Genomic DNA, 23,048 nt, shown 5'->3' on the forward strand with positions numbered 1-23,048 from the left:
GGGCAGGGCGGCGCCATGCGCATCGGCATGGGCTCGGGGCCGGGAGCCATGCTGATGACGCCGTTGTTGATGCACATGGCGACGCATCATCCGAAGGTGCGGGTGGTCGTGGCGCGCGGCGGCACCGAGCTGCTGACGCAGGCCCTGCGCGCCCGGACGCTCGACGCGCTGGTGCTCGACGCGCGCTCGCTGGCACCGGGCGCCGATCTCGAAGTCGGCATGCTGCGCGAGATGCGCGGAGTCTTCATGTGCCGGTGCGGCCATCCACTCGCGCGCAGGCGCAGCGGCGTGCGCTTCGAAGACGTGCAGCGCTACCCGATCGCCTCGACGCCGCTGAGCGACGAGGTAGCCCGCAGCCTGATCGAGACCTACGGGCCGGAGGCCCATCCGTCGCAGTGCGTGACGCTGCAGTGCGAAGAGGTCTCGAGCCTGGTCGAGGTGGCGCGCCAGACCGATGCGGTGCTGCTGGCGATCCGCGCCGCGGCGCCCGACCTGGTCGAACTCCGGATGACGCCGCCGCTGGAGCGCAGCGCGCGCTTCGGCCTGGTCACGCTGCGCCGACGCACGGAGGCGCCGGGGCTGGCGATCGTGCGCCAGCTAATGGAGTCGCTGCTGCACGACTGAGCGCGGCGACTCAGTTCGACACGGCGAGCGGGTCGTTGACCAGCGCATGGGCCCGGGCCGCGAGCTGGGTCCGGTACTCGACCCGCAGCTTGCGGAAGGCGTTGGCGAGGTGGAAGGGCACCGTCGGCAGGCCCACCGCCATGCGCTTGGCGATCAGCTTGTCGGGGCACCCCGAGAGCACCAGCGCCGACGCTTCGGCCTCGCGCTGGCTCAGCGCCGACCGGCGCTGCAGCAACTCGGTCACGCTCTCGCGTGCCGGTGCGGCGAGCAGCGGATCGGCCTCCCACTGGAAGCGCGCCAGCGCCGCCGCGAAGGCCCCGCGGTATGGGGCATGGCCAGCGGGGCCGAGGCCGGCTGCCGCAGCGTGTTGGCGACACTGCGCGACGAATGCGCCGAGCATCGCGGCCGCGCCGGCCTCCGAGGCGCTGTTCTCGAAGTAGATGCCGAGTTCGTCGAGCATCTCGCGGGCATCGCCGAGCACGTCGAGCAGGTGCGAGACCGGCGCGCCCTGGTAGCCGCCGATGTAGCTGACGCCGGACTGCGGCAGCGCCTTGGTGACCGCGAGGATGCCCTCGCCATGGAATACCTCGTCCGCGCCCAGCGAAAGGCGTTTGACTTCTTCGGCGCATGATCGCTCCATCTTTTCGTGTCTCCGTGGCTGGCTTGTTGGCTGGCGGACGAAGAATAGGAGCGGAGGCTTAGTTATCCAATCGATGCAGTCTGCGTTACATATAGATGGTTTCGATATCGCCTTCGGTCAGCCATGTCGCCCCGCGGCCTCCGCCACGCTGCGCGGCACCCGCACCGTCGCATCCAGCAGCATCTGCGCCATGCCCTTGCCGAGCGGATCCATGCGCATCGACGACGGCCCGCCGCCGTCGAGCGCGTCGTGCAGCAGCAGGTTCATCGAAGCGATACCCGGCAGGTGGAAGCGTTCGACCCGGCCGTGCACCAGGTGCGCGAAGTAGGTGCGCACGAACTCGGGCGTGACGCGCGCCCACAGCAGCGGCAGCCATTCGGGCCGGCGCGCCACTACACCGATGTTCGACAGGTTGCCCTTGTCGCCGCTGCGGGCCCAGGCCAGGTCGATCAGCCTGACTTCGACCTGCTCGCCGTCGTCCTCGGCGAAGGACGGCGGCTCGGCCACCGGCGCGGCCGAACCGCCGTCGCCAGCGGTCGGGATGGCGACCGCATGCCGCTCACCGTCGAGCACGAACGCCACCGGCACCGCGGCCTTGGACAGCGTGAACGCGAAGGGCTTGATCAGCGGCGACACCGCGGGCCGTCCGCCGCCGGGGCTGGTGGTGCCCGGTGCCCACGAGGTGCCCGAAGGCGCGATCTCGCGCGCGAACATCGCGAGCGCCGCCTTCTGCGGATGGTTTGCGACCACGCGCATCGTGACCTCGCGAACCTGCCGCGTGCGCGAGTGCGGGCCGTACAACCACTCGGACCCGATCACCTCGACACAGGTCGAAGTGAAGGGCGGCAGCCCCATCTGCTGCAGGATCTCGCCGGTGCGCTCGATGATCGCCTCGGCGGTGCGCACCGCCTTCTTCTCGGCGTCGATGCCGATGAAGACCATGCTGCCGGCGCAGCGGAAGCCGTCGAGCTGCGTCGCCGAGACTTTGTAGCTCGGCGAGGGCGCCCGTCCGCGTGCCGGGCCCACGCGCACGCGATCGGGGCCGGTCTGCTCGATCACCACCCCGCGGAAATCGCAGATCACGTCGGGCAGCAGGTAGGCCGCCGGGTCGCCGATCTCGTAGAGGAGCTGCTCGGCGACGTTGGCGCGGATCACCTTGCCGCCGGTGCCATCGGGCTTGGTGACGACGAAGCTGCCGTCGGCATGGCATTCGACGATCGGGTAGCCCATGTGGGCCCAATCCGGGATCTCTTCCCAGTCGGTGTGCAGGCCGCCGGTGGCCTGGCAGCCGCATTCGATGATGTGGCCCGCGAGGCTGCCCGAGGCCAGCAGGTCGTAGTCGTCGGGCTGCCAGCCGAATTCGTGCATCAGCGGCCCGAGCGTGACCGCGCTGTCGACGCAGCGCCCGGTGATCACCACCTCGGCGCCGGCCGCCAGCGCGGCGGCGATCGGCAGGGCACCCAGGTAGGCGTTGGCGCTCAGAACCTTCTCGGGCAGCGCCTCGCCGGTGAACATGTCGCGCGTGCCGGCCTCGCGCAGCCGGGGCATCTGCGCGCTGACGTCGTCGCCCTCGACCACCGCGATGCGCAGCGCCACGCCCTCGGCCTCGGCCAGCGCCTGCAGCGCGGCGGCGCAGCCGTGCGGGTTGATGCCGCCGGCATTGCTCACCACCTTGATGCCCTGGCGCTTGACCTCGGCCAGCACCGACTTCATCGCGATGTCGACGAAGTCGGTGGCATAGCCCAGTTCGGGCTTCTTGGCGCGGGCCGAGGCAAGGATCGACATCGTGGTCTCGGCCAGGAAGTCGAACACCAGGTAGTCGAGCTGGCCGAGCTTCACGAGCTGCGGCGCGGCCACCATGCTATCGCCCCAGAAGCCCGAGGCACCTCCGATGCGGACGGTTTTCTGCGCGGTCGGGGCTGGGGTCATGGCGGTTTCGCTCCTCGGTGTCGACGGAATGTCACTGGAGCAGGCAGCTTAGCGAGCGGCCCCGCGCATGGCTTGCGCCAACTCGCTGTCGCGGCGCAGCCATTGCACGCAAGACGTGCATTGCGCGCGGATGGCATCATCGACGGTCCTGCCATGCCATTGCCCCCATCTTCCGCCGAGCGCACCGAGGTCCACCAGCGCACCATCACCCTCCGGGGCTTCCGCCGCGCCGATGGCCTCTGGGAGGTCGACGGCCACCTCGAGGATGTGCGGGCCCACGACTTCCGCTTCCCGGGCGGCGAGCGGCAGGGCGGCGCGCCGATCCACTCGATGTGGCTGCGGCTCACGGTCGACAGCAGCGCGCTGATCGTCGACGCCGTGGCCGCCACCGATTCGGCGCCCTTCGACGGCATCTGCGGCGCGATCGCCCCCGACTACGAGAAGCTGATCGGTCTGCGCGTCGGGCCCGGATTCAGCCGCGCCACCGCACGTTTGTTTGGCGGCGTGCGCGGCTGCACCCACATGTCGGAACTGCTGCGCACCATGGGCACCGGCGTGCTGCAGACCCTGGCCGGCTCCGATCTCGCGGTGTCCGAAACGACGAAGCCCTTCCAGCTCCACGGCTGCCATGCGCTGGCGACCGATGGGCTGCAGGTGGCGTCGTTCTATCCGCGCTGGTATCGGGGGGCAGCCGAGGGCGGCAACCCGGATGACGGAGATGCTGCCGCCGGGTGAGCTTGAAGGGTCCGCTGCGGATGTCGCAGGCACGACACGCTCGACGCCGCGGCGCGAGACTTTCCTCACGGGGAAGCCGAGTTTTTACGACCGGCCACGTTTCTTTACGCACCCTTCAGCGACGCTTAAGAATCGGCGAAGAGACTGATTCCACGGCAAGGGAACAGTCCCGAGCCCCAACCCAAAGGATCAGACGCCATGAAGCGTTCCGCCGCGCCCCAGCCCCTCACGCCTTCGCAGATCAAGCTCGTGCTCGAGTTGCTCGAACTGCACCAACTGGCCCCGAAGGAGACGGCCGCGAAGTTCAATCAGTTGAGCCAGGCCAGCGCATTCTCTAGTGAGCAGCAGGAAGCGATCGAGATTCTCTTCGCGCTCGAGGAGAAGGAGATTCCCGACGCGCTCTTCGAGTTCGCGGACGACGATGCGCGGGACATCGTTCGCGACGGGCTGCCGCACGAGGCCCGGCTCAGCTACGTCGGCGCCTGACGGCGCGAACCCGCGCGACGATGCCGATGCGGGGCTTTGCGGCCTTCATCGGCTGAGCTCCGGAAAGTCCTCCATGCAGCGGGTGTAGTGGGGCAAACCCGCTTCGCGACCTTCTGGTGCTGGCGACCCTGATCGATGCCTTCGAAGTGGTCCTGCTGCCGCGACCGGTGCGTCGGCGGATACGGCTGAACCGCTATTTCTTCAAGTGCACCTGGGACGTCTGGGCCTGGTGCGCCGACCTTTGGCCCGAGGGCCGTCGGCGCGAGGACTTCATCGGGGTCTACGGTCCGCTGTCGATGGTCATGCTCTTCGCCTTGTGGGGCTCGAGCATGATCGTCGGTTATGGGTTGATGCAATGGGCGCTGCAGGGCCTGGTGCCCGAAGCCGGCGCCGACACGCTGATCGACCTGATCATTATCAGCGGCGACGCCTTCTTCACGCTGGGCTATGGCGACAACGTGCCGCACCACTGGCAGGCGCGGCTGCTAGTCATCGTCGAAGCCGGCACCGGCTTCGGCTTCATCGCGCTCACCATCGGCTATCTGCCGGTGCTCTATCAGCACTTCACCCGACGCGATCTTCAGCTGATCGAATTCTCCGCCCGAGCCGGCTCGCCACCGACCGCGGCCGCGCTGCTCGGCTGGCATGTGCACGACAGCCCCGAGGCGCTCGAACGCTGGCTCAGGGACTGGGAGATCTGGGCCAGCGACCTGGTCGAGAGCCACGCCGTCTACCCGATGCTGGCGTACTACCGTTCGCAGCACGAGGGCCATTCATGGCTGGGCTCGCTGGCGGTGGTGCTGGACGTGTGCACGCTGCTCATCGCCGGGGCCGACGACGCCCGGCGGCACCAGGCCACCGCCACCTTCTCGGCCTTGAGGCGCATCCTCGACGAAGCCAGCGAGTCGCTGCGCGTGGCGCCGGTGCAGCAGGTGTCCGCCCGCCGGATGGATGCCCAGGCGTCGCGGGTTCTGACCCCCACCATCCGCCGGATCCTGCCGAACTGGCGCGACGACGAGGCCGCCTTGCAGGCCATCCGGCAACTGCGACGAACCTACGAGCCCCGGCTCGAGGGCCTGGCCGCCTACCTGCTGCTGCCCCTGCCGGGCTGGATCGATCCTGCCGCGGCAGCGACCGAGCGCTTCGGCCGCGACGCGGTGGTCCGGCAGCTCACCGAGGGGCGCCCGGATTGAATCCGGCCACCGGCCGACAAGGGTAGACCCTGACTTCGCGACGTTGATCTGGCTCAAGCCGGGCGGGCGTCGCCCTCTTAGGATTTCCGGGTGCGTCTTAGGGCCGGCGACGGATGCCCGGAAGACTTCGGATTGAAAGAATCAATCGCCAGGAGGACGGACATGGCTAAAACCGCCAGGAACGGACGCGCGGAAACATCGAATCCAGCGGAGACGTCCTACGAATCCGCCGAGCAACGGCGCGCCAAGGTGCCGCGTGTGTCGCATGCGGGCTGGAAGGCGCCGAAGGGCCGGCGCGATCCGGTCGAACTCCTCCTCGAGACCAACGAGGGCCGCATGGCGAACCTGGTCCCGATCCGTTCGGGCGCATGTCCGCGTCGCCGTTCGCCTTCTACCGCGGCTCCGCCGCGCTGATGGCCGCGGACCTCGGCAGCACGCCGAACAGGGGGATCTGGGTGCTTGCCGGCGGCGATGCCCACCTGATGAACTTCGGCGGCTTCGCGACGCCGGAGCGCAATGTCATCTTCGACATCAACGACCTCGACGAAACGCTGCCGGCGCCCTGTGGGACCTCAAGCGCCTGGCCGCGAGCGTGGTGATCGCGGCGCAGGATCTGCGGCTTCCCGACAGCGACGCGGCCCGCGTGGCGACGGACGTGGCGCGCGCGTATCGCGAGCGGATGGCCGACTACGCATCGATGCGGGCCCTCGACGTCTGGTACGACAAGATCGATCTGCAGCGCTAGCGGACCGTTCGGGCGATCCGGCAATCCTGCAGCAAGTCCGCAAGCGGCTGGCCGAGCGGATCGAAGCCGAACGGCGCAAGTCGGTTCCCGACCACCTGTACCCGAAGCTGGTCTCGGACGAGGGGACGAGGCCCAGGATCAAGGACGAGCCTCCGCTGATCTTCCACCCGACGGCCGAGATGGCCCTGGGCCTCAAGTCGGGATATGCCGAGGTGATCGCCTCCTACCGCGAGACCGTGCCCGAGCACACGCGCACGCTGTTCGACCGTTTCCATTTCTTCGACATGGAGATCAAGGTGGTCGGCGTGGGCAGCGTTGGCACGACGTGCGCCGTCACGCTGTTAATGGCGGCGGACGACGACCCGCTGTTCCTGCAGGTGAAGGAGGCGCGCCCTTCGGTGCTCGAGCCCTATGCGGGGAAGAGCATTCATCCCAACAATGGCCAGCGCGTCGTGGTCGGGCAGCGCGTCATGCAGTCGGCCAGCGACGTCTTCCTCGGATGGACCAAGGGCGTGAACGGCCGCGATTTCTATGTTCGCCAGCTACACGCGACATGAAGTTGTCCGCGGTCATCGAGGACTGGGACACGGCCCTGCTTCGGCAATACGGCCGCATGTGCGCCCATGCGCTGGCGCGCGCGCATGCCCGTTCCGGCGACGCCGCGATGATCTCTGACTACATGGGCTCGGCGCAGACCTTCGACGACGCCATCGGCGAGTTCTCGGTCGAATACTGCGACCAGAACCGCAGCGATTATCGGACCTTCGTGCAGGCGATCCGGGAGAAGCGCTTCGAGGTCGTCATCGAAGGCTAGGGCAACTCACGGGATGGCCGCTGCCCTTGACGAAGATCAATCGCCACCGAGCTTCCTGGTGCGGCCTGGGGTCAGCGCTCTTGCGGACATTGCCTCCGCCGCTCTACGCTGTGAAGCATCGTTCTTTGCGATCAGGTTTCAATGGCAAAGCGCATTGCAGTGATCTTCGTCTCGCGCCGCAATTCCTTGCGCAGCATCCTTGCCCAGGCTTGTCTTGCCCACCTCGGCGGAGATGGTTTTTCCGTCACCTCGTGCGGCCAGCCCGGGCATATCAGTGCAGTGATTCATCCCGCAGCGGTCGGCGCACTCACCGGCGCGAGCATCCCGGTTCCGTTGATATCGCCTCACAGCTGGGTCGATCTGGCGCGGGCAAGCGCGCCGCGGGCGGATTTCGTCATCACGCTCGACGAGGCGACACTGCCGGTCCAGCCCCGATGGCCCGGCCAACCCGACGCTGCCTTGTGGGACTTTCCGGATATTGCCGCACTCGGCAGTCCCGAGGAAACCGCCCACGCGGCCATCCAGATGCTGTACGCGTTGCGCCGTCGATTGGAACTGCTGATAAGCCTGACGTTGCATCGGGCCGATCCGGCCGCGATTCGCTCCGACATCCGCGACTTGGCGCACCTGCGATAGCGCTGGCGCATGGGCCGGCGTCAGGCGAGAAGGCCGGAGGCGTCGACGTAGTTGCGTCCGAGGCTGCGCGCGACGGCTTCGTGCGTCACGTGGCCGTGCACCACGTTGAGCCCGTCTCGCAGATGCGGGTCGTCGATGGCAGCTTGCTTCCAGCCCTTGTCGGCGATCTCCAGGGCGTGTCCGATGGTTGCGTTGTTGAGCGCGAACGTGGATGTGCGCGGGACCGCGCCGGGCATGTTGGCGACGCAATAGTGGATGACGCCGTCGACGATGAAGGTGGGGTCGGAATGCGTCGTTGGATGTGAAGTCTCGAAACACCCACCCTGATCGATGGCGACGTCCACGACGACCGCTCCTTTCTTCATGCCGGCCACCATTTGCCGCGTGACCAGCCTGGGCGCGGCGGCGCCTGGGATGAGGACGCCGCCGATGACCAGATCCGCACCGGCAACGCGCGCCTCCACCACATGGGCCGTCGAGTACGCGGTCTCGACGCGATTGCCGAAGACCAGGTCGAGGGTCCGAAGCCGATCGATGTCGCGGTCGAGGATCGTGACCCGCGCCCCGAGGCCGACGGCCATCTGAACCGCGTTCGTGCCGACCACGCCTGCGCCCAGGATCACGACATGGGCGGGAGGCACGCCGGGCACGCCGCCCAGGAGGAGACCCAGGCCGCCCTTGGACTTTTCGAGGTAGGCGGCGCCAGCCTGGATCGCCATGCGCCCCGCCACCTCGCTCATCGGCGCCAGCAGCGGCAGGCCGCCGCGGGGACCGGTGATGGTCTCGTAGGCGATGCAAACGGCGCCGGATTTCGCCAGGGCCTCGGTCTGGACGGGATCCGGCGCCAGGTGGAGGTAGGCGTAGAGGATCTGGTCCTCACGCAGGAGCAGGCATTCCGCAGGCTGCGGCTCCTTGACCTTGATGATCATTTCCGCCCAGGCGTAGACCTCTTCGGCGCTTGGCGCCAACGCCGCGCCGGCCTGCCGGTACTGCGCGTCGTCGAGACCGATCTCGAATCCGGCACCGGATTGCACCAGAAGCTCATGCCCGTGCGCCCGCAACTCGTTGACGCCCGATGGCGTCAGTCCGACGCGGTACTCGTTGTCCTTGATCTCTTTCGGTACGCCGATGCGCATGATCGAACTCCATGGCCGAGGTCCTGCCGGCCATTGTGGCCCGCCGCACGGAATTCGCGCGAGACGCCGACTCGAACTGTATGCGCATGCAATATTCCTTCTCGCATATCGCTTCCGGTGCCTCCGCAAGCACGGCGGCGGCCCTACACTGGCCCTTCAGAAAATGAGAACCAATTTCGTATACGGAGGTGTCATGGAGCCGTTCAGCGAGGATGCCGCCCAGTTAAGGGCCGCGGCAACGAGGGCGGATGCGCTGGCCAGGAGGGCCCAGCGGGCAGCGGACGAGGCGTTCCGGCTGTTTCTCAAGAACGAGGGTGCTGCGTCGCCCGATCGAGCAGTGGACGCGGCGAAGGCGAGCGCCAGAGCGGCGCAGGCGGCATGGCGCGACTACGTGAAGCACATTGCCCGTCACGGCGGCGGCGCGCCGCCCGCGTCCCCGCAGGGGTCGGACGCACCCCAGGCGGCGCCGCCGCATTGATTTCGCGTCTGCGAAGCTGGGAGAGGCTTGCGCTCAGTCGCGAGCCTCCGCCCGTAACTGCGCCTTGTGGATCTTCCCCGCGGGCGTCAGCGGCAGCGTGTTGCGCAGTACGACCTGGCGCGGCATCTTGTAGTCGGCGATGCGCCCGGCGCAGTAGGCCAGCAACTCGGCCGCCTCCAGCGGGCGACCCTCCTTCGGCACCACGAAGTAGCGGYCGACCTCGCCCAGCACCGCGTCGGGCACGCCGATGCCAGCCACCATCACCACGTCGGGATGGGTGGCGATCAGCGCCTCGACCTCGGCCGGGTAGACGTTGAAGCCGCCCTGGATATACATGTCCTTCATCCGGCCCTTGAGCGTGATGAAGCCGCGCTCGTCGATCATCCCGAGGTCGCCGGTGTGCAGCCAGCCGCCGGCGAAGGCCGACGAGCCCGCTGCGGCACCGATGTAGTCGCGCACCACGCCGAGCCCGCGGAAGCACAGCTCGCCGATCTCGCCGGGCAGCACCACGGCGCCGTCGGGGCCGATGGCCTGCGCCTGGACGCCCTGCAGCGGCTGGCCGATGGTGTGCATCAGGTCGTCGTCGGCACAGCCGGCCGGCGACATCACCAGCGCACCCGATGCCTCCGAGAGCCCGTACAGGTTCATGAGAGTGGCCTTCGGCATGCGGGCCTGCAAATGCGCGAGCAGCGTCTGGTCGACGTTCGAGCCGCCGGTGATGATCAGCCGCACGCTGCCCAGGTCGACCGACTCCGACTCAGGGTGCATCAGCAGCAGCGTCAGCATGGTCGGCACGCCGACCAGGATCGCCGGGGGATGGCGGCGGATCATGTCGAGCACCGTGTTGGCCTTGAAGGCCGGCACCAGCTCGCAGCTGCCGCCGGCCAGCAGCTGCGACAAGATTCCGCAGGTGATGCCGCCGACATGGTTGAAGGGGTTGGCCAGCTGCAGCAGTTCGCTGGGCCGCACTTGCGTGTGCCGGGCCTGCCCCCAGGCCGAGGCCAGCAGGCTGGCATGCGTGAGCGCGCAGCCCTTGGGCCGGCCGGTGGTGCCCGAGGTATAGATCACCATCGCGAGGTCGTCGGCTCGCACGCCGGCCGAAGTGGCCTCCACCTGGCCATCGTCATCCCGCAGCGCCATCGCGGAAAAGCGCTCGCTGCCGATCGCCACCACGTGGCGCAATGCGGGCAGCCGCGGCACCAGCCGCTCGAACATCGCGAGGCAGTCGAAGTCGTCGACCCGGCTCAGCGTGAACACCGCCTGGCATCGGCTGTCGGCCAGCATGTATTCGATCTCGGCGTCCCGATAGCGCGCGCTCAGCGCGACCACCGCCACGCCGATGCGCGAAGCCGCGAAGAAGAACTGCAGCCATTCGATCTGGTTGTGCGAGAGCAGGGCGATGCGGTCGCCGCGCCGAAGGCCGAGGGCCAGCAGCCCGGCGGCCAGACGGCCGGATGCTTCGGCGGTCTGGCCGAAGGTGAAGGAGCGCTCGCCATCGATATAGGCGGCGACATCCGGGTGCGCGCGGGCGGCGCGATCGAGCGCGGCGAAGAGGGTCAGATCGGGATCGTGATCGGGTCCGAGGGATGGCATGGCAACTTCCAGGTGAGTCGAAGCCGCCAGCCTAGGGTGCTCTGGGTTCCGTGGCTTGTGTCTACCGGCTGCCGCGCAGCCAGTCGGCGCAAGACCGCGCGTTGGCGCGCGGCTAGTCTCGCAGCAGTCAGGAGACACCATGGAATTTCTCGAGGCTCCGCCGCTGCCTTTCTACTTCACGCCCGAACACGAGCAGTTCCGTGCCACGCTGCGCGAATTCATCTCGCGCGAGATCACGCCCTTCGTCCCCGAGTGGGACGAGGCCGAGACCTTTCCGCGCGAGCTCTATGCGCGCGCTGCATCGCTTGGCGTGCAGGGCCTGGGCTACTCCGAGGCCTACGGGGGCACGCCGGCCGATGTGTTCTTCCAGCTGATCGTGGCCGAGGAGTTCGCGCGATGCGGCGGCGGCGGGCTGCAGGCCTCGTTGAACTCGCACAGTATCGCACTGCCGCCGATCCTCCATGCCGGCAGCGAGGAACTCAAGCAGCGCGTGATCCCGCCGGTGCTGGCCGGCGAAAAGATCGCCGCGCTGGCGGTCACCGAGCCCTCGGGCGGCTCCGACGTGGCGGCGCTCAAGACCACCGCGGTGCGCGACGGCGACCACTACGTCGTCAACGGCGAGAAGACCTTCATCACCTCGGGCATGCGGGCCGACTTCATCACCACCGCGGTGCGCACGGATCCGGCCGTCAAGGGCGCGGGCGGCATCTCGGTGCTGCTGATCGAGGGCGACACGCCGGGCCTCACGCGCACCGCGCTCAAGAAGATGGGCTGGTGGAGCTCCGACACCGCGCACCTGCGCTTCGACAACTGCCGGGTGCCGGTCGCCAACCTGGTCGGGGTCGAGAACAAGGGCTTCAAGACCTTCATGAACAACTTCAACACCGAGCGGCTATTCATGTCGGCGCTGGCCTGCGGCTTCGCCGAGGTCTGCCTGAAGGAAGCGGTCGACTGGACGCGCCAGCGCATTTCCTTCGGCATGCCGTTGTCGGAGCGCCAGGTGGTGCGCCACAAGCTCATGGACATGACGCTGCGTATCGACGCCGCGCGCACGCTGGTCTACGACCTGGCCTATCGCATCGAGCACAAGCTGGCCGATCCGGCGCGGCTGGTGGCGCGGGTCTGCCTGGCCAAGGTGCAGGCGACCCAGGCGATGCAGTTCTGCGCCGACCAGGCGGTGCAGTTGCTGGGCGGCATGGGCTACATGCGCGGCACGCATAGCGAGCGCATCTACCGCGAGGTCAAGGTGATGATGATCGGCGGCGGCTCCGAGGAGGTCATGAAGGACCTCGCGGCGCGCCAGCTCGGTCTTTGACAGCAAAGCAGGAAGCACGATGAAGGACACCGCCAACGACCTGCGCGCCGAGTACCGCGAACTCGCCGAGCTCTGCCGCACACTGGCGCCCGCGCAATGGCGCCTGAAGAGCGACTTCTATGGCTGGACGCCGTGGGACGAGATCGCGCACCTGTGCTATTTCGACGAAACGGCGACCCTCTCGGCCACCGATGCCGAAGGCTTCGCGCGCGACACCGCGGCGCTGACCGAAGTGCTCACTACCGGCAAGGAGATCAGCGCGATTGCACGCGAGAAGTACGGCCACCTCGATGGTGCCGCGCTGCTGGCGCACTGGGAGCCGATTGCGATGCGGCTCACCGACCTGCTGGCCGCGCTCGACCCCAAGGCGCGGCTGCCCTGGTACGGGCCGAGCATGAGCGCGCGCTCGTTCGCGTCGGCGCGCTTGATGGAAACCTGGGCGCACGGGCAGGACGTCTGGGACGTGGTCGGACGCGAGCGCGCCGGCGCCGCGCGGCTCAAGCACATCGCCCACATCGGCGTCACCACTTTCGGCTGGAGCTTCGTGAACCGCAAGCTGCCGGTGCCGGCGGTGGTCCCGTTCATCGAAATCGATGCGCCGGACGGCGAGAGCTGGCGCTGGGGCGACCCGGCTTCGCCCGAGTTCGTGCGCGGCAGTGCGCTCGACTTCTGCCTGCTGGTGACGCAGCGGCGCAACCTGGCCGACACCGGGCTGCGCTACAGCAATGGCTCGGCACGCGAATGGCTTGCGATCGCGCAGTGCTTCGCGGGGCCGCCGGCCGATGCGCCCGCACCCGGCGTGCGCAAGGTGGCCCGCGCGGCTGCATGAGCGGTTTGCCGCTCACGCTGGCGCTTCAGCCAACGATCGAGCGGGCGCTGGTCCGGCTGCGCGAGGGCAGCGCCGAGCTTTGCCTGTCGGATCACGCCTTCTCCAACCTCTATCTTTTTCGGGAGGCGCACGGCTATCGCTTCCTGCCTGGCGAATGGCCCTGCATCTCGGGCCGCGCTTACGATGGCACTCGGCATTTGATGCCGCTGTTCGCGGTGAACGAAGCGCCTGTCGAGGTGCTGCATGGCCTGCTCGAAAGTCATGATTGCCTCTACCCGGTCTCGCAGGCCGAGGCCGTGAAGCTGTCGCCTCCGCTGTTCCGGCAATGGAGTTCGCCAGACGATGCTGACTACCTGTTCGATGCCCGGCAGTTCGCCGGCTATCCAGGCCGCGCGCTGGCGAAGAAGCGCAACCAGGTGCGGCAACTGCTGGCCGGCTGCACGCCGCGCTGTCTTCCGTTCGATGCGGCCACGGCCGAAGCCGCGCGCAAGGTTCTGCGGGGCTGGATGGCGCAGAAGGGCAAGGCGCACGGTGAGGCCGACGAATCCGCCTGCCTCGAAGCCATCGCCGAGGCTTCGACCTTCGGCCTCGAAGGCTTCGTGCATTTCGCGGGCGAGCAGCCTGTGGGCCTCGTGCTGGCCCAGGAACTGCAGCCCGGTGTCTTCGTGATGCGCTTCGCCAAGGGGCTGGACAGCCATGTCGGCATCTACCCGTACATGTTCCAGCACTTCTGCCGCAGCTTCGCGCGCCCGGTGGCCTGGCTCAACTTCGAGCAGGACATGGGGCTCGCGGGGTTCCGGCGCAGCAAGCGCTCGTACGCGCCTGCGGCGCTGATTACGAAGCTGCGGGTCGCGCTGCGGGGCTGAGCCGGACCGCTACGCCCGCTTGTTGCGAATCGGCAGCTTGATCTCCGAAGCCGGAATTTCGCGCACCAGATCGAGGATGTCCCACTCGTCGCTCTGCTGCGCGCGCTTCTTCATCTTGAAGTGATACATCGGCATCATGGCCTGGTGGTCTTCCGGGCGGAAGGTCATGGTGCCCTTGGGGGTCTCGAATTCCATGCCTTCCATGGCCGCGATCAGCTTCTCGGTGTCGGTCGAACGGGCCTTGCGGATCGCGGTACGACCGCGCTGGCGGCCGAAAAGCCGCCGCAGACGAAGAAGTCCGGCGGCATCTTGTAGCGCTTCATGTGCTCGGTCACCAGCCAGTCGTTGGCCTTGTTGCGCGGGAACTTGTAGTGGTAGTAGGTGCCGCCTTCGAGGCCTTCGAACTCGCGCCAGGTCTGCATCACGCTCAGCAGCGAGCCGCCGGGYGACATCTCGATGCCGAAGCGCTCGGGGTTCAGGCTGGCCAGCTTGCGGATCGGGTGCTCGCCGCCCCACGGGATCACCAGCACCTTGCGCCCGGTCGTACCCTTGAGCGAATCGGCGATGCGCTGGAAGGGCGCGGTGAAATCGGTGGTGCCTTGCGGAACGAACTCCTGGTGGCCCATCCTCGCCTGCGGGTTGAGGCGGGCGAAGGCTTCCTTGTAGGCCGTGACGTTGTCGCGCCCGAACACGTTGTCCTGCGCCAGGAAGGCCACGGTCACCGGGCCGCCGAAGGCCGACACCGAGGCGGTGGCGTCGAGGCTGGTGGTACGCGCGACGCGGAACACGTAGCGGTTCCACTTGTCGCCGGTGATCGAGTCGGCCGCCGAGGGCTCGACGATCAGGATCTTCTTGTATTCCTCGGCGATCGGCAGCGCCGCCACCGTGCCGGACGAACCGCCGGCGCCGACCGCGATGTCGACCTTGTCGTCGGCATAGGCTTCGGCCAGCAGCGCCTTCGACAGGTCGGGCCGCAGCTGGTCGTCCTTGATGATGATCTGCACCTTGCGGTCGTCGATCGCCATCGTGCCGCCCGTGAGGTATTCGAGGCCCATGCGGAAACCCAACTCGTCCTGCTTGGCATAGGCCTCGAAGGGGCCGGTCTTGGCGACGATCAGCGCGACCTTGATGTCGCCGGTCTGTGCGAACACCATGCCCGTGGCAGGCAGCAGCAGGCCGGCCGCGGTCGCCTGGCTGAATCTTCTTCTCGAAATCATGCGTGTTGTCTCCTGATGAATGAAGTGTTCAACCGGCCGCGATGGTGCTCTGCACCTGCAGCGCGAGCCCGGCGCTGAGTTCGGCCACGCGGCCGCGCGCGGCTTCGTCGGCGACCGCACGCACGGCGWCGWCGCCGTGCGTGCGGTCGTCGCGCACTTCGATGCCGGTGTGCTGCAGGTCGCCTGCCGCGAACAGCTCGCGCAAGGTGCGTGCAATGGCGTGCTTCCGCAGCGTGGGCTTGAAGATTTTGCCGACCGCCGTGACCGGCATGGTGTCGATGCACTCGACCCAGTTGGGCGCGGCGGCCCGTTCGGTGACGTGGGCCTTGGCGAATGCCTTGAGTTCTTCCGCATCGGCGCGCGCGCCCTGGCGCAGCTTGACATAGGCCACGGGCAACTCGCCCGCATAGGCGTCGGGCCGGCCGACTGCGGCCACCAACTCGACCTCGGGGTGCCGAGCCAGCGCCTCCTCGATCATCGAGGGGTCGATGTTGTGGCCGCCGCGGATGATCAGGTCCTTGGCCCGGCCGACCAGCCAGAAGTAGCCGTCGGCATCGCGCCGGCCGAGGTCGCCCGAGTTGAGCCAGCCGTCCGGCAGCCACAGGCCGGTGTCGTGCCGCGGGTCGCGGTAGCCGGGCGTCAGGTGCGGCCCGTGGATCGCGACCACGCCGATCTCGTCGGTGGCGGCGTCACGAACATAGCCGCCGCGTTCGTCGAGGATCACGGTCTTCATGCGGCCGTAGGGCACCGGGAGCCCGATCGAGCCGACGCGCCGCTCGCCGTCGCGCGGGTTTACCGAGGCGCACGCGGTGGTCTCGGTCATGCCGAAGCCTTCGAGCAGCCGGATGCCCGTGGCCTGCTCGAAGCGCCTGAACATCTCGACCGGCATCGGCGCCGCGCCGCAGATGCCGAAGCGCAGTGACGAGACATCGGTGTCCGCGATCGGTATGTTGAGCAGTGCCGCGTACACGGTCGGCACGCCCGAGAAGGTGGTGACGCGGTAGCGCTCGACCAGCTGCCAGAAGCCGGCCACCAGCTTGGGGTTGCGAAAGCCGTCGCGGCCCGCCAGCAGCACGCGCGCCCCATGCATGAAGGGCGCGAGGCCGGTGACGACGACGCCGTTGACATGGAACAGCGGCAGGCCGCAGACGATCACGTCGCTGGGCCGGATGTCGAACATCTCGCCCAGCATCCAGCTGTTGACCACCAGCGCGCGGTGCGAGAGCTGGGCGATCTTCGGTGTGCCGGTGGTGCCGCCGGTGTGGAAGCAGGCGGCGAGGGTGGCCGGGTCACGCAGCGCTTCGAAAACGGGCTCGGCAGGTTGTGCCGCGAGTGCGTCTTCGAAGCGTCGAACCCGCGCGGGCAGGGTGGCCGGATCGGCGGCGCCGACCAGCAGCGTCTGGCGCAAGCCCGGCAGCTCGACCAGCACCGGCGCCAGCTTGGCCCACAGCTCCGGCGCCTCGGCGGCCGAGGCGGTGACCACCACCTTGGCGTCCATCGCTTTCAGCAGGTCGATGATCTGCGCCGGCTCCAGGAAGTGATTGACGGCGGCCACCCGGCAGACCGCCTGGGCACCCCAGATGCAGTAGTGCGCCTCGGGCAGGTTCGGCAGCAGGTAGGCGACGCAGTCGTCGCGCTGCAGGCCCAGCGAGGCCAGGTGGTTGGCGGTGCGCACGATGCGCTCGTGCAGCTGCGCGTAGCTGACGTCGACCGGCGTCGTCTCGGCGCTGCCGTCGGGCACGAAGCTCAGCGCCGGGCGGTCGGGCCAGGCGGCCGCGGCGAGCCGGAACACGTCGAGGGTCGAATCGATGCCGGCGAAGCGTTCGTCCAGGCCAACGGCCTCGCGCGCCAGCAGGTCGGCGCTGCCGCGAACCGGGGCGCGGGCGGGGTTTCGGTCGGAGGGGTGGGGGAGGATGGACATGGGAAGCGGGAGCTGGGCCGGCGGAGCGTGCGGGCCAAGGCTAGCGGGCGGGGCCGCCAAACGCTTGCGTCCAGGCGCTGAAGATCCCTACGGCGGAGTGCCGGCTCGGTTGCTGTCGAGCATGGGCTGCTGAATAGACAGCAGGGCAAGCTAGAACACCTGGCTCATCTTTACTTCGGCGCTACCCGCAGAACTGGCTCACTCGGTTTCGGGTCGACGCCGACAGGGTTGACGATTCTCTTCATGAGAAGCCCTTGCAGGTCTCGTCTCGCGTCACTGACGATATGGATGTACGCCGTGTCATCCCTCAGCTCGTAAATCATCCTGTTCATGCCTGAGAGCACTTGCCGGTACTGCGCGATGTGGAGACTCTCCAACTCCGGGGGAATCCGGCCTGCCTGGGGATGGTCTTGTATCGTCGCCACGGAATCCTTGATCTTGCCGTAGCTCGTGAGCCAAGCGTCCTTGCCAAAGTTCTTGACGATGTAGGCCCTCAAGTCCTTCAAGTCGGCTTCTGCCGACTGGAGGAAGACGACCCTCACTGGAGGTCGTCCTTGTCCATCTCCGCGAAAACTTCGGCTGCCGGCCTGAACTTGCCTTCTTCGATCTCGCGGTTGCCGAGCGCCAGGAGCTTCAGGAGAGCAAGAGTCTCTTGATGCTCCTCATAAGACCGGACATCCATCACCACCAGCTTGGCCTCGCCGTTCTGCGTGATGAGCATCGGCTCACGGCTCTCTGAGATGTCTCTGACGATCTCTGCGGCGTGGCTCTTGAGGTAGCTGATGGGCTTGACCTGTGTTGAGAATTTCATGGGCTCGTCCTGGCGGGCGACTGATTATGGACTGAATGCAGTCCTGCCCGGGCGAGTTCGGTCGCTGGCCGCGGGTAGCGAAAGCTTGCTGCTCCATGATTCGATTCGAGACGCCCAGGAGTCTGCACTCCACGCCTCAGTCCAGCGAGTTTGCGCAAGACCGTGTCCAGTCCGATGCCTAAGCTTGCCGGACACACACCAGACCCCCGCTCCAGCGCAGCGGGCAAAGCGCACATGGCAACCATCGAATCGACCATCTCTCCCGGCAGCGAGGCCTTCCGGGCCAACCGCGACGGCATGCTCGCGCTGATCGAGCGCGTGCACGGCTACGAGCGGCGCAGCGTCGCCACCTCGGCCAAGTCGCGCGAGCGCTTCGAGAAGCGCGGCCAGCTGCTGCCGCGCGAGCGCCTGTCGCTGCTGCTCGACCCGGGCACGCCCTTCTTGGAAATATCGTCGCTGGCCGGCCTCGGGCTCGACAATCCGGATCTCGAGAAGAGCGTGCCAGGCGGCGGCGTGATCGGCGGCATTGGCTGGGTCTCGGGCGTGCGGGTGATGGTCAACGCCTCCGACTCGGGCATCGATGCCGGCGCGCTGCAGCCGATGGGCATCCCCAAGCAGCTGCGCATGCAGGAACTCGCACTCGAGAACAAGCTGCCCTACATCCAGCTGGTCGAGAGTGCGGGCGCCAACCTCATGACCTACAAGGTCGAGGAGTTCGTGACCGGCGGCAATCTGTTCCGCAACATCGCGCGCATCTCGGCCGCCGGCTTGCCGGTGCTCACGGTGACGCACGGCTCGTCGACCGCGGGCGGCGCCTACCAGACCGGCCTCTCGGACTACATCGTGATGGTGCGGGGCCGCTCGCGGGCCTTCCTGGCCGGCCCGCCGCTGCTGAAGGCCGCGACCGGCGAGATCGCGACGGAAGAGGAACTCGGCGGCGCGGTGATGCACACCTCGATCTCGGGCCTGGGCGACTACCTGGCCGAGGACGACCGCGACGCGATCCGCATCGCGCGCGAGATCATGGCCAGCATCGACTGGAACCGCGATGTGCCGGCAGAGCCGCCGCGCCGCTTCAAGCCGCCGCGCTACGACGCCGAGGAACTGCTCGGCATCATGCCGATGGACCACAAGCGCCCGGTCGACATGAAGCAGGTCATCGCGCGCATCGCCGACGACTCCGAGTTCCTCGAGTTCGGCGAGAACTACGGCGGCGCCACGGTGGTCGGCCACATCAAGATCGAGGGCCTGCCGCTCGGCATCGTGACCAACAACGGTCCGATCGACCCGGCCGGCGCCACCAAGGCGACCCACTTCATCCAGGCCTGCTGCCAGTCGAAGACGCCGATCCTCTACCTCAACAACACGACCGGCTTCATGGTCGGGCGCGACTACGAGGAGGCCGGCATCATCAAGCACGGCTCGAAGATGATCCAGGCCGTGACCAACGCCACGGTGCCGCAGATCACGATCTACTGCGGCGCCTCCTTCGGCGCCGGCAACTACGGCATGTGCGGCCGCGGCTTCCATCCGCGCTTCTGCTTCTCGTGGCCGAACGCCAAGACCGCGGTGATGGGCGGCGAGCAGGCCGCCAAGACCATGGTCATCGTGACCGAGGCAGCAATGAAGCGAAAGGGCGAGGTCGACCAGGCCAAGCTCGACGACCTGGAGCGCCGCATCATCGACCGCTTCGACAGCCAGATGAGCGTCTTCACGACCAGCGCGCGCCTGCTCGACGACGGCGTGATCGACCCGCGCGACACCCGCGCCGTGCTCTCGAAGGTGCTGTCGATCTGCCGCGACGCCGAGTTGCGCGAGCCGCAGAAGATGCAGTTCTCGGTGGCCCGTCCCTGAGGCGAGCGGCATGCAGCTCACACCCGAACACACGGCGCTGCGCGACACGCTGAACCGCTTCATCGACACCGAGGTCAATCCGCATGTCGACGTGTGGGAGCGCGACGAGATCTTCCCGGCGCACCAGGTCTTCGGCCGCCTCGGCGCGCTCGGCATGCTGGGCCTAACCAAGCCGGTCGAGAACGGCGGCTCGGGGCTCGACTACTCCTACGGCGCCGTGCTGGCCGAAGGCCTGGCGCGCATGAACTGCGGCGGCATCCCGATGGCCATCGGCGTGCAGACCGACATGGCGACACCGGCCCTGGCGCACCGCGGCAGCAAGGAACTTCGCGACGAGTTCCTGGCGCCGGCGATCACGGGCGAATACGTGGCCTGCCTTGGCGTCTCGGAGGTCGGCAGCGGCTCCGACGTGGCCTCGATCAAGACCACCGCGCGCAAGGACAGCGGCGACTACGTGATCAACGGCGGCAAGATGTGGACCACCAACGGCACGCAGGCCGACTTCTGCTGCGTGCTGGCCAACACCTCGGACGGCGCCGCGCACCGCAACAAGTCGCTGATCATCGTGCCGATGAAGACGAAGGGCGTGACGGTGGCGCGCAAGCTGCGCAAGATGGGCATGCATGCGTCCGACACGGCGCAACTGCACTTCGACGACGTGCGGGTGCCGCAGCGCTATCGCATCGGCGAGGAGGGCATGGGCTTCATCTACCAGATGGAGCAGTTCCAGGTCGAGCGGCTGTGGGGCGCGCTCAACAACGCCGGAATGGCGCAGCGCGCGATCGACACCACCATCGGTTACACCCGCGACCGCCGGGCCTTCGGCCGCTCGGTGCTCGACAACCAGTGGGTCCACTACCGGCTGGCCGAACTGCAGACCGAGGTGGCGTGCCTGCGCGCGATCTGCTGGCAGGGCGTGGCCGAGGTCACGGCCGGCCAGGACGCGACCCGCACCGCCACCATGGCCAAGCTCAAGGCCGGCCGTGTGATCCGCGAGGTGGCCGACAGCTGCCTGCAGTTCTGGGGCGGCATGGGCTTCATGGACGAGAGCCCGATCTCGCGCATCTTCCGCGACGGCCGCCTGACCTCGATCGGCGGCGGCGCCGACGAGGTGATGCTGCAGATCCTCAGCAAGTTCATGGGCATCTTTCCCCAGCCGGCCTGAAGCGCAGGCACCGACGGCAAACCCTATCCGGATTTATCTCTCATGACTGCCAAGACTGTCCCCCAAGCCACTCCCTTCCACAAGGTCCTGGTCGCGAACCGCGGCGAGATCGCGCTGCGCGTGATCCGCAGCGCCCGCGCCATGGGCTACCGCACCGTGGCCGTGTACTCCACCGCCGATGCCGGCGCGCGCCACGTGCAGGAGGCCGACCAGGCGGTCTGCATCGGCGAGCCGCTGCCGGCCCAGTCCTATCTGCGTATTCCGGCGATCGTCGAAGCCGCGAAGCGGAGCGGCGCCGATGCGGTGCATCCGGGCTACGGCTTTCTGGCCGAGAACGAGGATTTCGCGCAGGCCTGCAAGGACGCGGGCCTGGTCTTCATTGGGCCCTCGGCCGAGGCCATCGTGTCGATGGGCAACAAGGCCGGCGCCAAGACGCTGATGCAGGCGGCCGGCGTGCCCTGCATCCCTGGTTACCAGGGAGAGGATCAATCGGAGACGCGATTGGCCGACGAGGCCGCGCGCATCGGCTTCCCGGTGATGATCAAGGCGACCGCGGGCGGCGGTGGTCGCGGCATGCGGCTGGTGCCGTCCGCGAAGGAATTTCCCGAGCTGCTGCGCAGCGCGCGGTCGGAAGCGCAAAGCGCCTTCGGCGACCCGGGGGTGATCCTCGAACGTGCCATCGTTGAGCCGCGCCACATCGAGATCCAGATCTTCGCGGATCGCTACGGCAACGCAATTCATCTCGGCGAGCGAGACTGCTCGGTGCAGCGGCGGCACCAGAAGCTGATCGAGGAGGCGCCGTCGCCCGCGGTCGATACCGCGTTGCGCGAGCGCATGGGTGCGACCGCGGTCGCGGCGGTCAAGTCGATTCGCTACGAGGGTGCGGGCACCCTCGAATTTCTGCTCGACCGCGAGGGCAACTTCTATTTCATGGAGATGAACACGCGGCTGCAGGTCGAGCACCCGGTGACCGAGGCCGTGACCGGCCTCGACCTGGTCGAGTTGCAACTTCGCGTGGCTGCCGGCGAGGCCTTGCCGCTTACGCAGGAGCAGGTTCGCTTCGAGGGCCATGCGATCGAGGTGCGGCTGTGCGCCGAGGATGCGGACCAGGGCTTCATGCCGCAGAGCGGGACGGTGGCGCTGTGGAAGATGCCTTCGCAACTGCGCGTCGAGGATGCGCTGCGCTCGGGCGCCGAGATCCCGCCGTATTACGACTCGATGATCGCCAAGATCATCAGCCATGGCCGCACGCGCGACGAGGCGCGGCGCAAGCTCGCGGCCGGTCTGGAGGATGCGGTGGCGCTGGGCGTGACCACCAATCAGGCCTTTCTGCACAGTTGCCTTGCACATCCGGTGTTCGCCGCGGGCGGCGCCACCACGGCCTTCATTGGACAGCACCAGGATGCGTTGCTGGCGCCCGATGAAGAAGCACGCGCGCGTGCCGCGGCGCTGGCTGCCGTGCTGCTCTACGAGACGACCGGCGAGCGGCGGCAGCGTGCCGCGGGCCGTCGGCTCTCGCACCGGCTGCCGATCTCGCTGCGCTTCGAGATCGCGGGCCGGGCGCAGAACGCCAGCTTGACCTTGCCGGGCCAGCATCACTTCGAAGTCACGCTCGACGAGCGGAGCTTCGCGATCGATCTCGTGGCGTTGGGCGACGACACGGTGCGCTTCGTGTGCGACAGCCTGCAGGAGCACGCCACGTGGTTCCGCGACGGTGTGTCGCTGCTGCTGCAGTACCGCGGGCTCGCGCTGCGCATCGAGGACAAGACCCGCGCTGCCTCGGCGCGGCAGGGCGAATCGGGCGGCGACGGCAAGCTGCGTGCGTCGATGAACGGACGCGTCGTGGCTGTGCTTGCAGCGGTCGGCGACATGGTGCAGGCGGGGCAGCCGATCGTCACGCTGGAGGCGATGAAGATGGAGCATGTGCATACGGCGCCGGTGGCGGGTCGGTTGACCGCCGTTCATGTTTCCAATGGGGAGCAGGTGACGGCGAGCCGGGTCGTGGCGGAGATCGAAGTGGTCGATGTGGCGCCCGCCTGACATCCGCCTCGACAAGACAAG

Annotated in this window: 23 protein-coding genes and 2 pseudogenes; 15 read left to right on the forward strand and 10 right to left on the reverse strand. The window is 67.9% G+C overall.

All coding sequences use genetic code 11. The annotated features are described in order from the left end of the window. The coding region (locus AC1DY5_RS03685) for a LysR family transcriptional regulator substrate-binding protein (RefSeq protein WP_478108632.1) at positions 1-624 on the forward strand (624 nt) is incomplete at its 5' end. A 10-nt stretch (positions 625-634) separates the two neighbouring features. Here the strand turns inward: AC1DY5_RS03685 and AC1DY5_RS03690 are convergent. The 3 genes and pseudogenes from AC1DY5_RS03690 to AC1DY5_RS03700 form a co-directional block, all read right to left on the reverse strand. After that, positions 635-1,024: a LuxR C-terminal-related transcriptional regulator gene (locus tag AC1DY5_RS03690; protein ID WP_478108718.1), complete on the reverse strand. Its 390-nt coding sequence runs from the start codon at positions 1,022-1,024 to the stop codon at positions 635-637. Beyond that, positions 1,007-1,264: pseudogene (locus tag AC1DY5_RS03695) on the reverse strand (indolepyruvate ferredoxin oxidoreductase); the annotation flags it as partial. The pseudogene AC1DY5_RS03695 and the gene AC1DY5_RS03690, both read right to left, overlap by 18 nt. A gap of 117 nt (positions 1,265-1,381) precedes the next feature. Then, positions 1,382-3,193: an acyclic terpene utilization AtuA family protein gene (locus tag AC1DY5_RS03700; protein ID WP_478108636.1), complete on the reverse strand. Its 1,812-nt coding sequence runs from the start codon at positions 3,191-3,193 to the stop codon at positions 1,382-1,384. Between the two features lie 153 nt (positions 3,194-3,346). Between AC1DY5_RS03700 and AC1DY5_RS03705 the strand changes: the two genes are divergently transcribed. From AC1DY5_RS03705 to AC1DY5_RS03735, 7 genes and pseudogenes are all read left to right on the forward strand, one after another. Continuing rightward, positions 3,347-3,928 (forward strand): DUF2889 domain-containing protein, encoded by a 582-nt coding sequence (locus AC1DY5_RS03705; protein ID WP_478108639.1) that lies wholly within the window; start codon positions 3,347-3,349, stop codon positions 3,926-3,928. A 198-nt stretch (positions 3,929-4,126) separates the two neighbouring features. Further along, positions 4,127-4,414: a hypothetical protein gene (locus AC1DY5_RS03710; protein ID WP_478108642.1), complete on the forward strand. Its 288-nt coding sequence runs from the start codon at positions 4,127-4,129 to the stop codon at positions 4,412-4,414. 116 nt (positions 4,415-4,530) lie between these two features. Continuing rightward, positions 4,531-5,607 carry a potassium channel family protein gene (locus AC1DY5_RS03715; RefSeq protein WP_478108646.1) on the forward strand — a complete coding sequence of 359 codons (1,077 nt, stop codon included), beginning with the start codon at positions 4,531-4,533 and terminating at the stop codon, positions 5,605-5,607. Positions 5,608-6,020: 413 nt separating this feature from the next. Next, a pseudogene (locus tag AC1DY5_RS03720) lies at positions 6,021-6,352 on the forward strand (DUF2252 family protein). A gap of 59 nt (positions 6,353-6,411) precedes the next feature. Continuing rightward, a complete protein-coding gene (locus tag AC1DY5_RS03725; protein WP_478108720.1) occupies positions 6,412-6,909 on the forward strand; it encodes a DUF2252 family protein in 498 nt (165 codons plus the stop codon). After that, positions 6,906-7,166 carry a DUF2252 family protein gene (locus AC1DY5_RS03730; protein ID WP_478108648.1) on the forward strand — a complete coding sequence of 87 codons (261 nt, stop codon included), beginning with the start codon at positions 6,906-6,908 and terminating at the stop codon, positions 7,164-7,166. The genes AC1DY5_RS03725 and AC1DY5_RS03730 overlap by 4 nt, the downstream gene beginning before the upstream one ends. Positions 7,167-7,307: 141 nt before the next feature. Next, on the forward strand, positions 7,308-7,802 hold the full coding sequence (locus AC1DY5_RS03735) for a low molecular weight phosphatase family protein (RefSeq protein ID WP_478108651.1): 495 nt from the start codon (positions 7,308-7,310) through the stop codon (positions 7,800-7,802). A 20-nt stretch (positions 7,803-7,822) separates the two neighbouring features. On the opposite strand, the gene ald is transcribed toward AC1DY5_RS03735, so the two are convergent. After that, the gene (gene ald / locus AC1DY5_RS03740) at positions 7,823-8,938 is read right to left on the reverse strand and encodes an alanine dehydrogenase (protein WP_478108654.1); all 1,116 of its coding nucleotides are present in this window, start codon (positions 8,936-8,938) and stop codon (positions 7,823-7,825) included. 193 nt (positions 8,939-9,131) lie between these two features. On the opposite strand from ald, the gene AC1DY5_RS03745 reads away from it, so the two are divergent. Then, positions 9,132-9,416 (forward strand): hypothetical protein, encoded by a 285-nt coding sequence (locus tag AC1DY5_RS03745; RefSeq protein ID WP_478108657.1) that lies wholly within the window; start codon positions 9,132-9,134, stop codon positions 9,414-9,416. A gap of 33 nt (positions 9,417-9,449) precedes the next feature. Here the strand turns inward: AC1DY5_RS03745 and AC1DY5_RS03750 are convergent, their stop codons facing one another. After that, positions 9,450-11,009 (reverse strand): AMP-binding protein, encoded by a 1,560-nt coding sequence (locus AC1DY5_RS03750; protein ID WP_478108659.1) that lies wholly within the window; start codon positions 11,007-11,009, stop codon positions 9,450-9,452. A gap of 139 nt (positions 11,010-11,148) precedes the next feature. Here AC1DY5_RS03750 and AC1DY5_RS03755 point away from each other — a divergent pair, with 139 nt between their 5' ends. From AC1DY5_RS03755 to AC1DY5_RS03765, 3 genes are read left to right on the forward strand one after another with little or no spacing between them, the layout of a single operon-like run. Continuing rightward, on the forward strand, positions 11,149-12,324 hold the full coding sequence (locus AC1DY5_RS03755; protein WP_478108662.1) for an acyl-CoA dehydrogenase family protein: 1,176 nt from the start codon (positions 11,149-11,151) through the stop codon (positions 12,322-12,324). 19 nt (positions 12,325-12,343) lie between these two features. Next, positions 12,344-13,153, forward strand: a complete 810-nt coding sequence (locus tag AC1DY5_RS03760; protein WP_478108665.1) for a TIGR03084 family metal-binding protein — start codon at positions 12,344-12,346, stop codon at positions 13,151-13,153. Further along, the gene (locus tag AC1DY5_RS03765) at positions 13,150-14,019 is read left to right on the forward strand and encodes a phosphatidylglycerol lysyltransferase domain-containing protein (protein WP_478108668.1); all 870 of its coding nucleotides are present in this window, start codon (positions 13,150-13,152) and stop codon (positions 14,017-14,019) included. The genes AC1DY5_RS03760 and AC1DY5_RS03765 overlap by 4 nt, the downstream gene beginning before the upstream one ends. 9 nt (positions 14,020-14,028) lie before the next feature. On the opposite strand, the gene AC1DY5_RS03770 is transcribed toward AC1DY5_RS03765, so the two are convergent. The 5 genes from AC1DY5_RS03770 to AC1DY5_RS03790 form a co-directional block, all read right to left on the reverse strand. Continuing rightward, entirely contained in the window at positions 14,029-14,223 is a 195-nt protein-coding gene (locus AC1DY5_RS03770; RefSeq protein ID WP_478108671.1) for a hypothetical protein, read from the reverse strand. 8 nt (positions 14,224-14,231) lie between these two features. After that, complete coding sequence (locus AC1DY5_RS03775) at positions 14,232-15,236, reverse strand: ABC transporter substrate-binding protein (protein ID WP_478108673.1); 1,005 nt, start codon at positions 15,234-15,236, stop codon at positions 14,232-14,234. Positions 15,237-15,264: 28 nt separating this feature from the next. Continuing rightward, positions 15,265-17,157 carry an acyl-CoA synthetase gene (locus AC1DY5_RS03780; RefSeq protein WP_478108677.1) on the reverse strand — a complete coding sequence of 631 codons (1,893 nt, stop codon included), beginning with the start codon at positions 17,155-17,157 and terminating at the stop codon, positions 15,265-15,267. A gap of 170 nt (positions 17,158-17,327) precedes the next feature. Beyond that, entirely contained in the window at positions 17,328-17,699 is a 372-nt protein-coding gene (locus AC1DY5_RS03785) for a type II toxin-antitoxin system RelE/ParE family toxin (RefSeq protein ID WP_478108679.1), read from the reverse strand. Continuing rightward, positions 17,696-17,968, reverse strand: a complete 273-nt coding sequence (locus tag AC1DY5_RS03790) for a type II toxin-antitoxin system Phd/YefM family antitoxin (RefSeq protein WP_478108681.1) — start codon at positions 17,966-17,968, stop codon at positions 17,696-17,698. The genes AC1DY5_RS03785 and AC1DY5_RS03790 overlap by 4 nt, the downstream gene beginning before the upstream one ends. Positions 17,969-18,202: 234 nt before the next feature. Here AC1DY5_RS03790 and AC1DY5_RS03795 point away from each other — a divergent pair, with 234 nt between their 5' ends. Genes AC1DY5_RS03795 through AC1DY5_RS03805 form a run of 3 tightly spaced genes read left to right on the forward strand, consistent with a single transcriptional unit; the run spans position 18,203 to position 23,027 of the window. Next, positions 18,203-19,822: an acyl-CoA carboxylase subunit beta gene (locus AC1DY5_RS03795; protein ID WP_478108684.1), complete on the forward strand. Its 1,620-nt coding sequence runs from the start codon at positions 18,203-18,205 to the stop codon at positions 19,820-19,822. Between the two features lie 10 nt (positions 19,823-19,832). Then, positions 19,833-20,987, forward strand: a complete 1,155-nt coding sequence (locus AC1DY5_RS03800) for an acyl-CoA dehydrogenase family protein (protein ID WP_478108686.1) — start codon at positions 19,833-19,835, stop codon at positions 20,985-20,987. Positions 20,988-21,029: 42 nt separating this feature from the next. Continuing rightward, complete coding sequence (locus tag AC1DY5_RS03805; RefSeq protein ID WP_478108688.1) at positions 21,030-23,027, forward strand: acetyl/propionyl/methylcrotonyl-CoA carboxylase subunit alpha; 1,998 nt, start codon at positions 21,030-21,032, stop codon at positions 23,025-23,027. Positions 23,028-23,048 lie beyond the last annotated feature (21 nt).

Source organism: Variovorax sp. P4_D9, assembly GCF_056401695.1.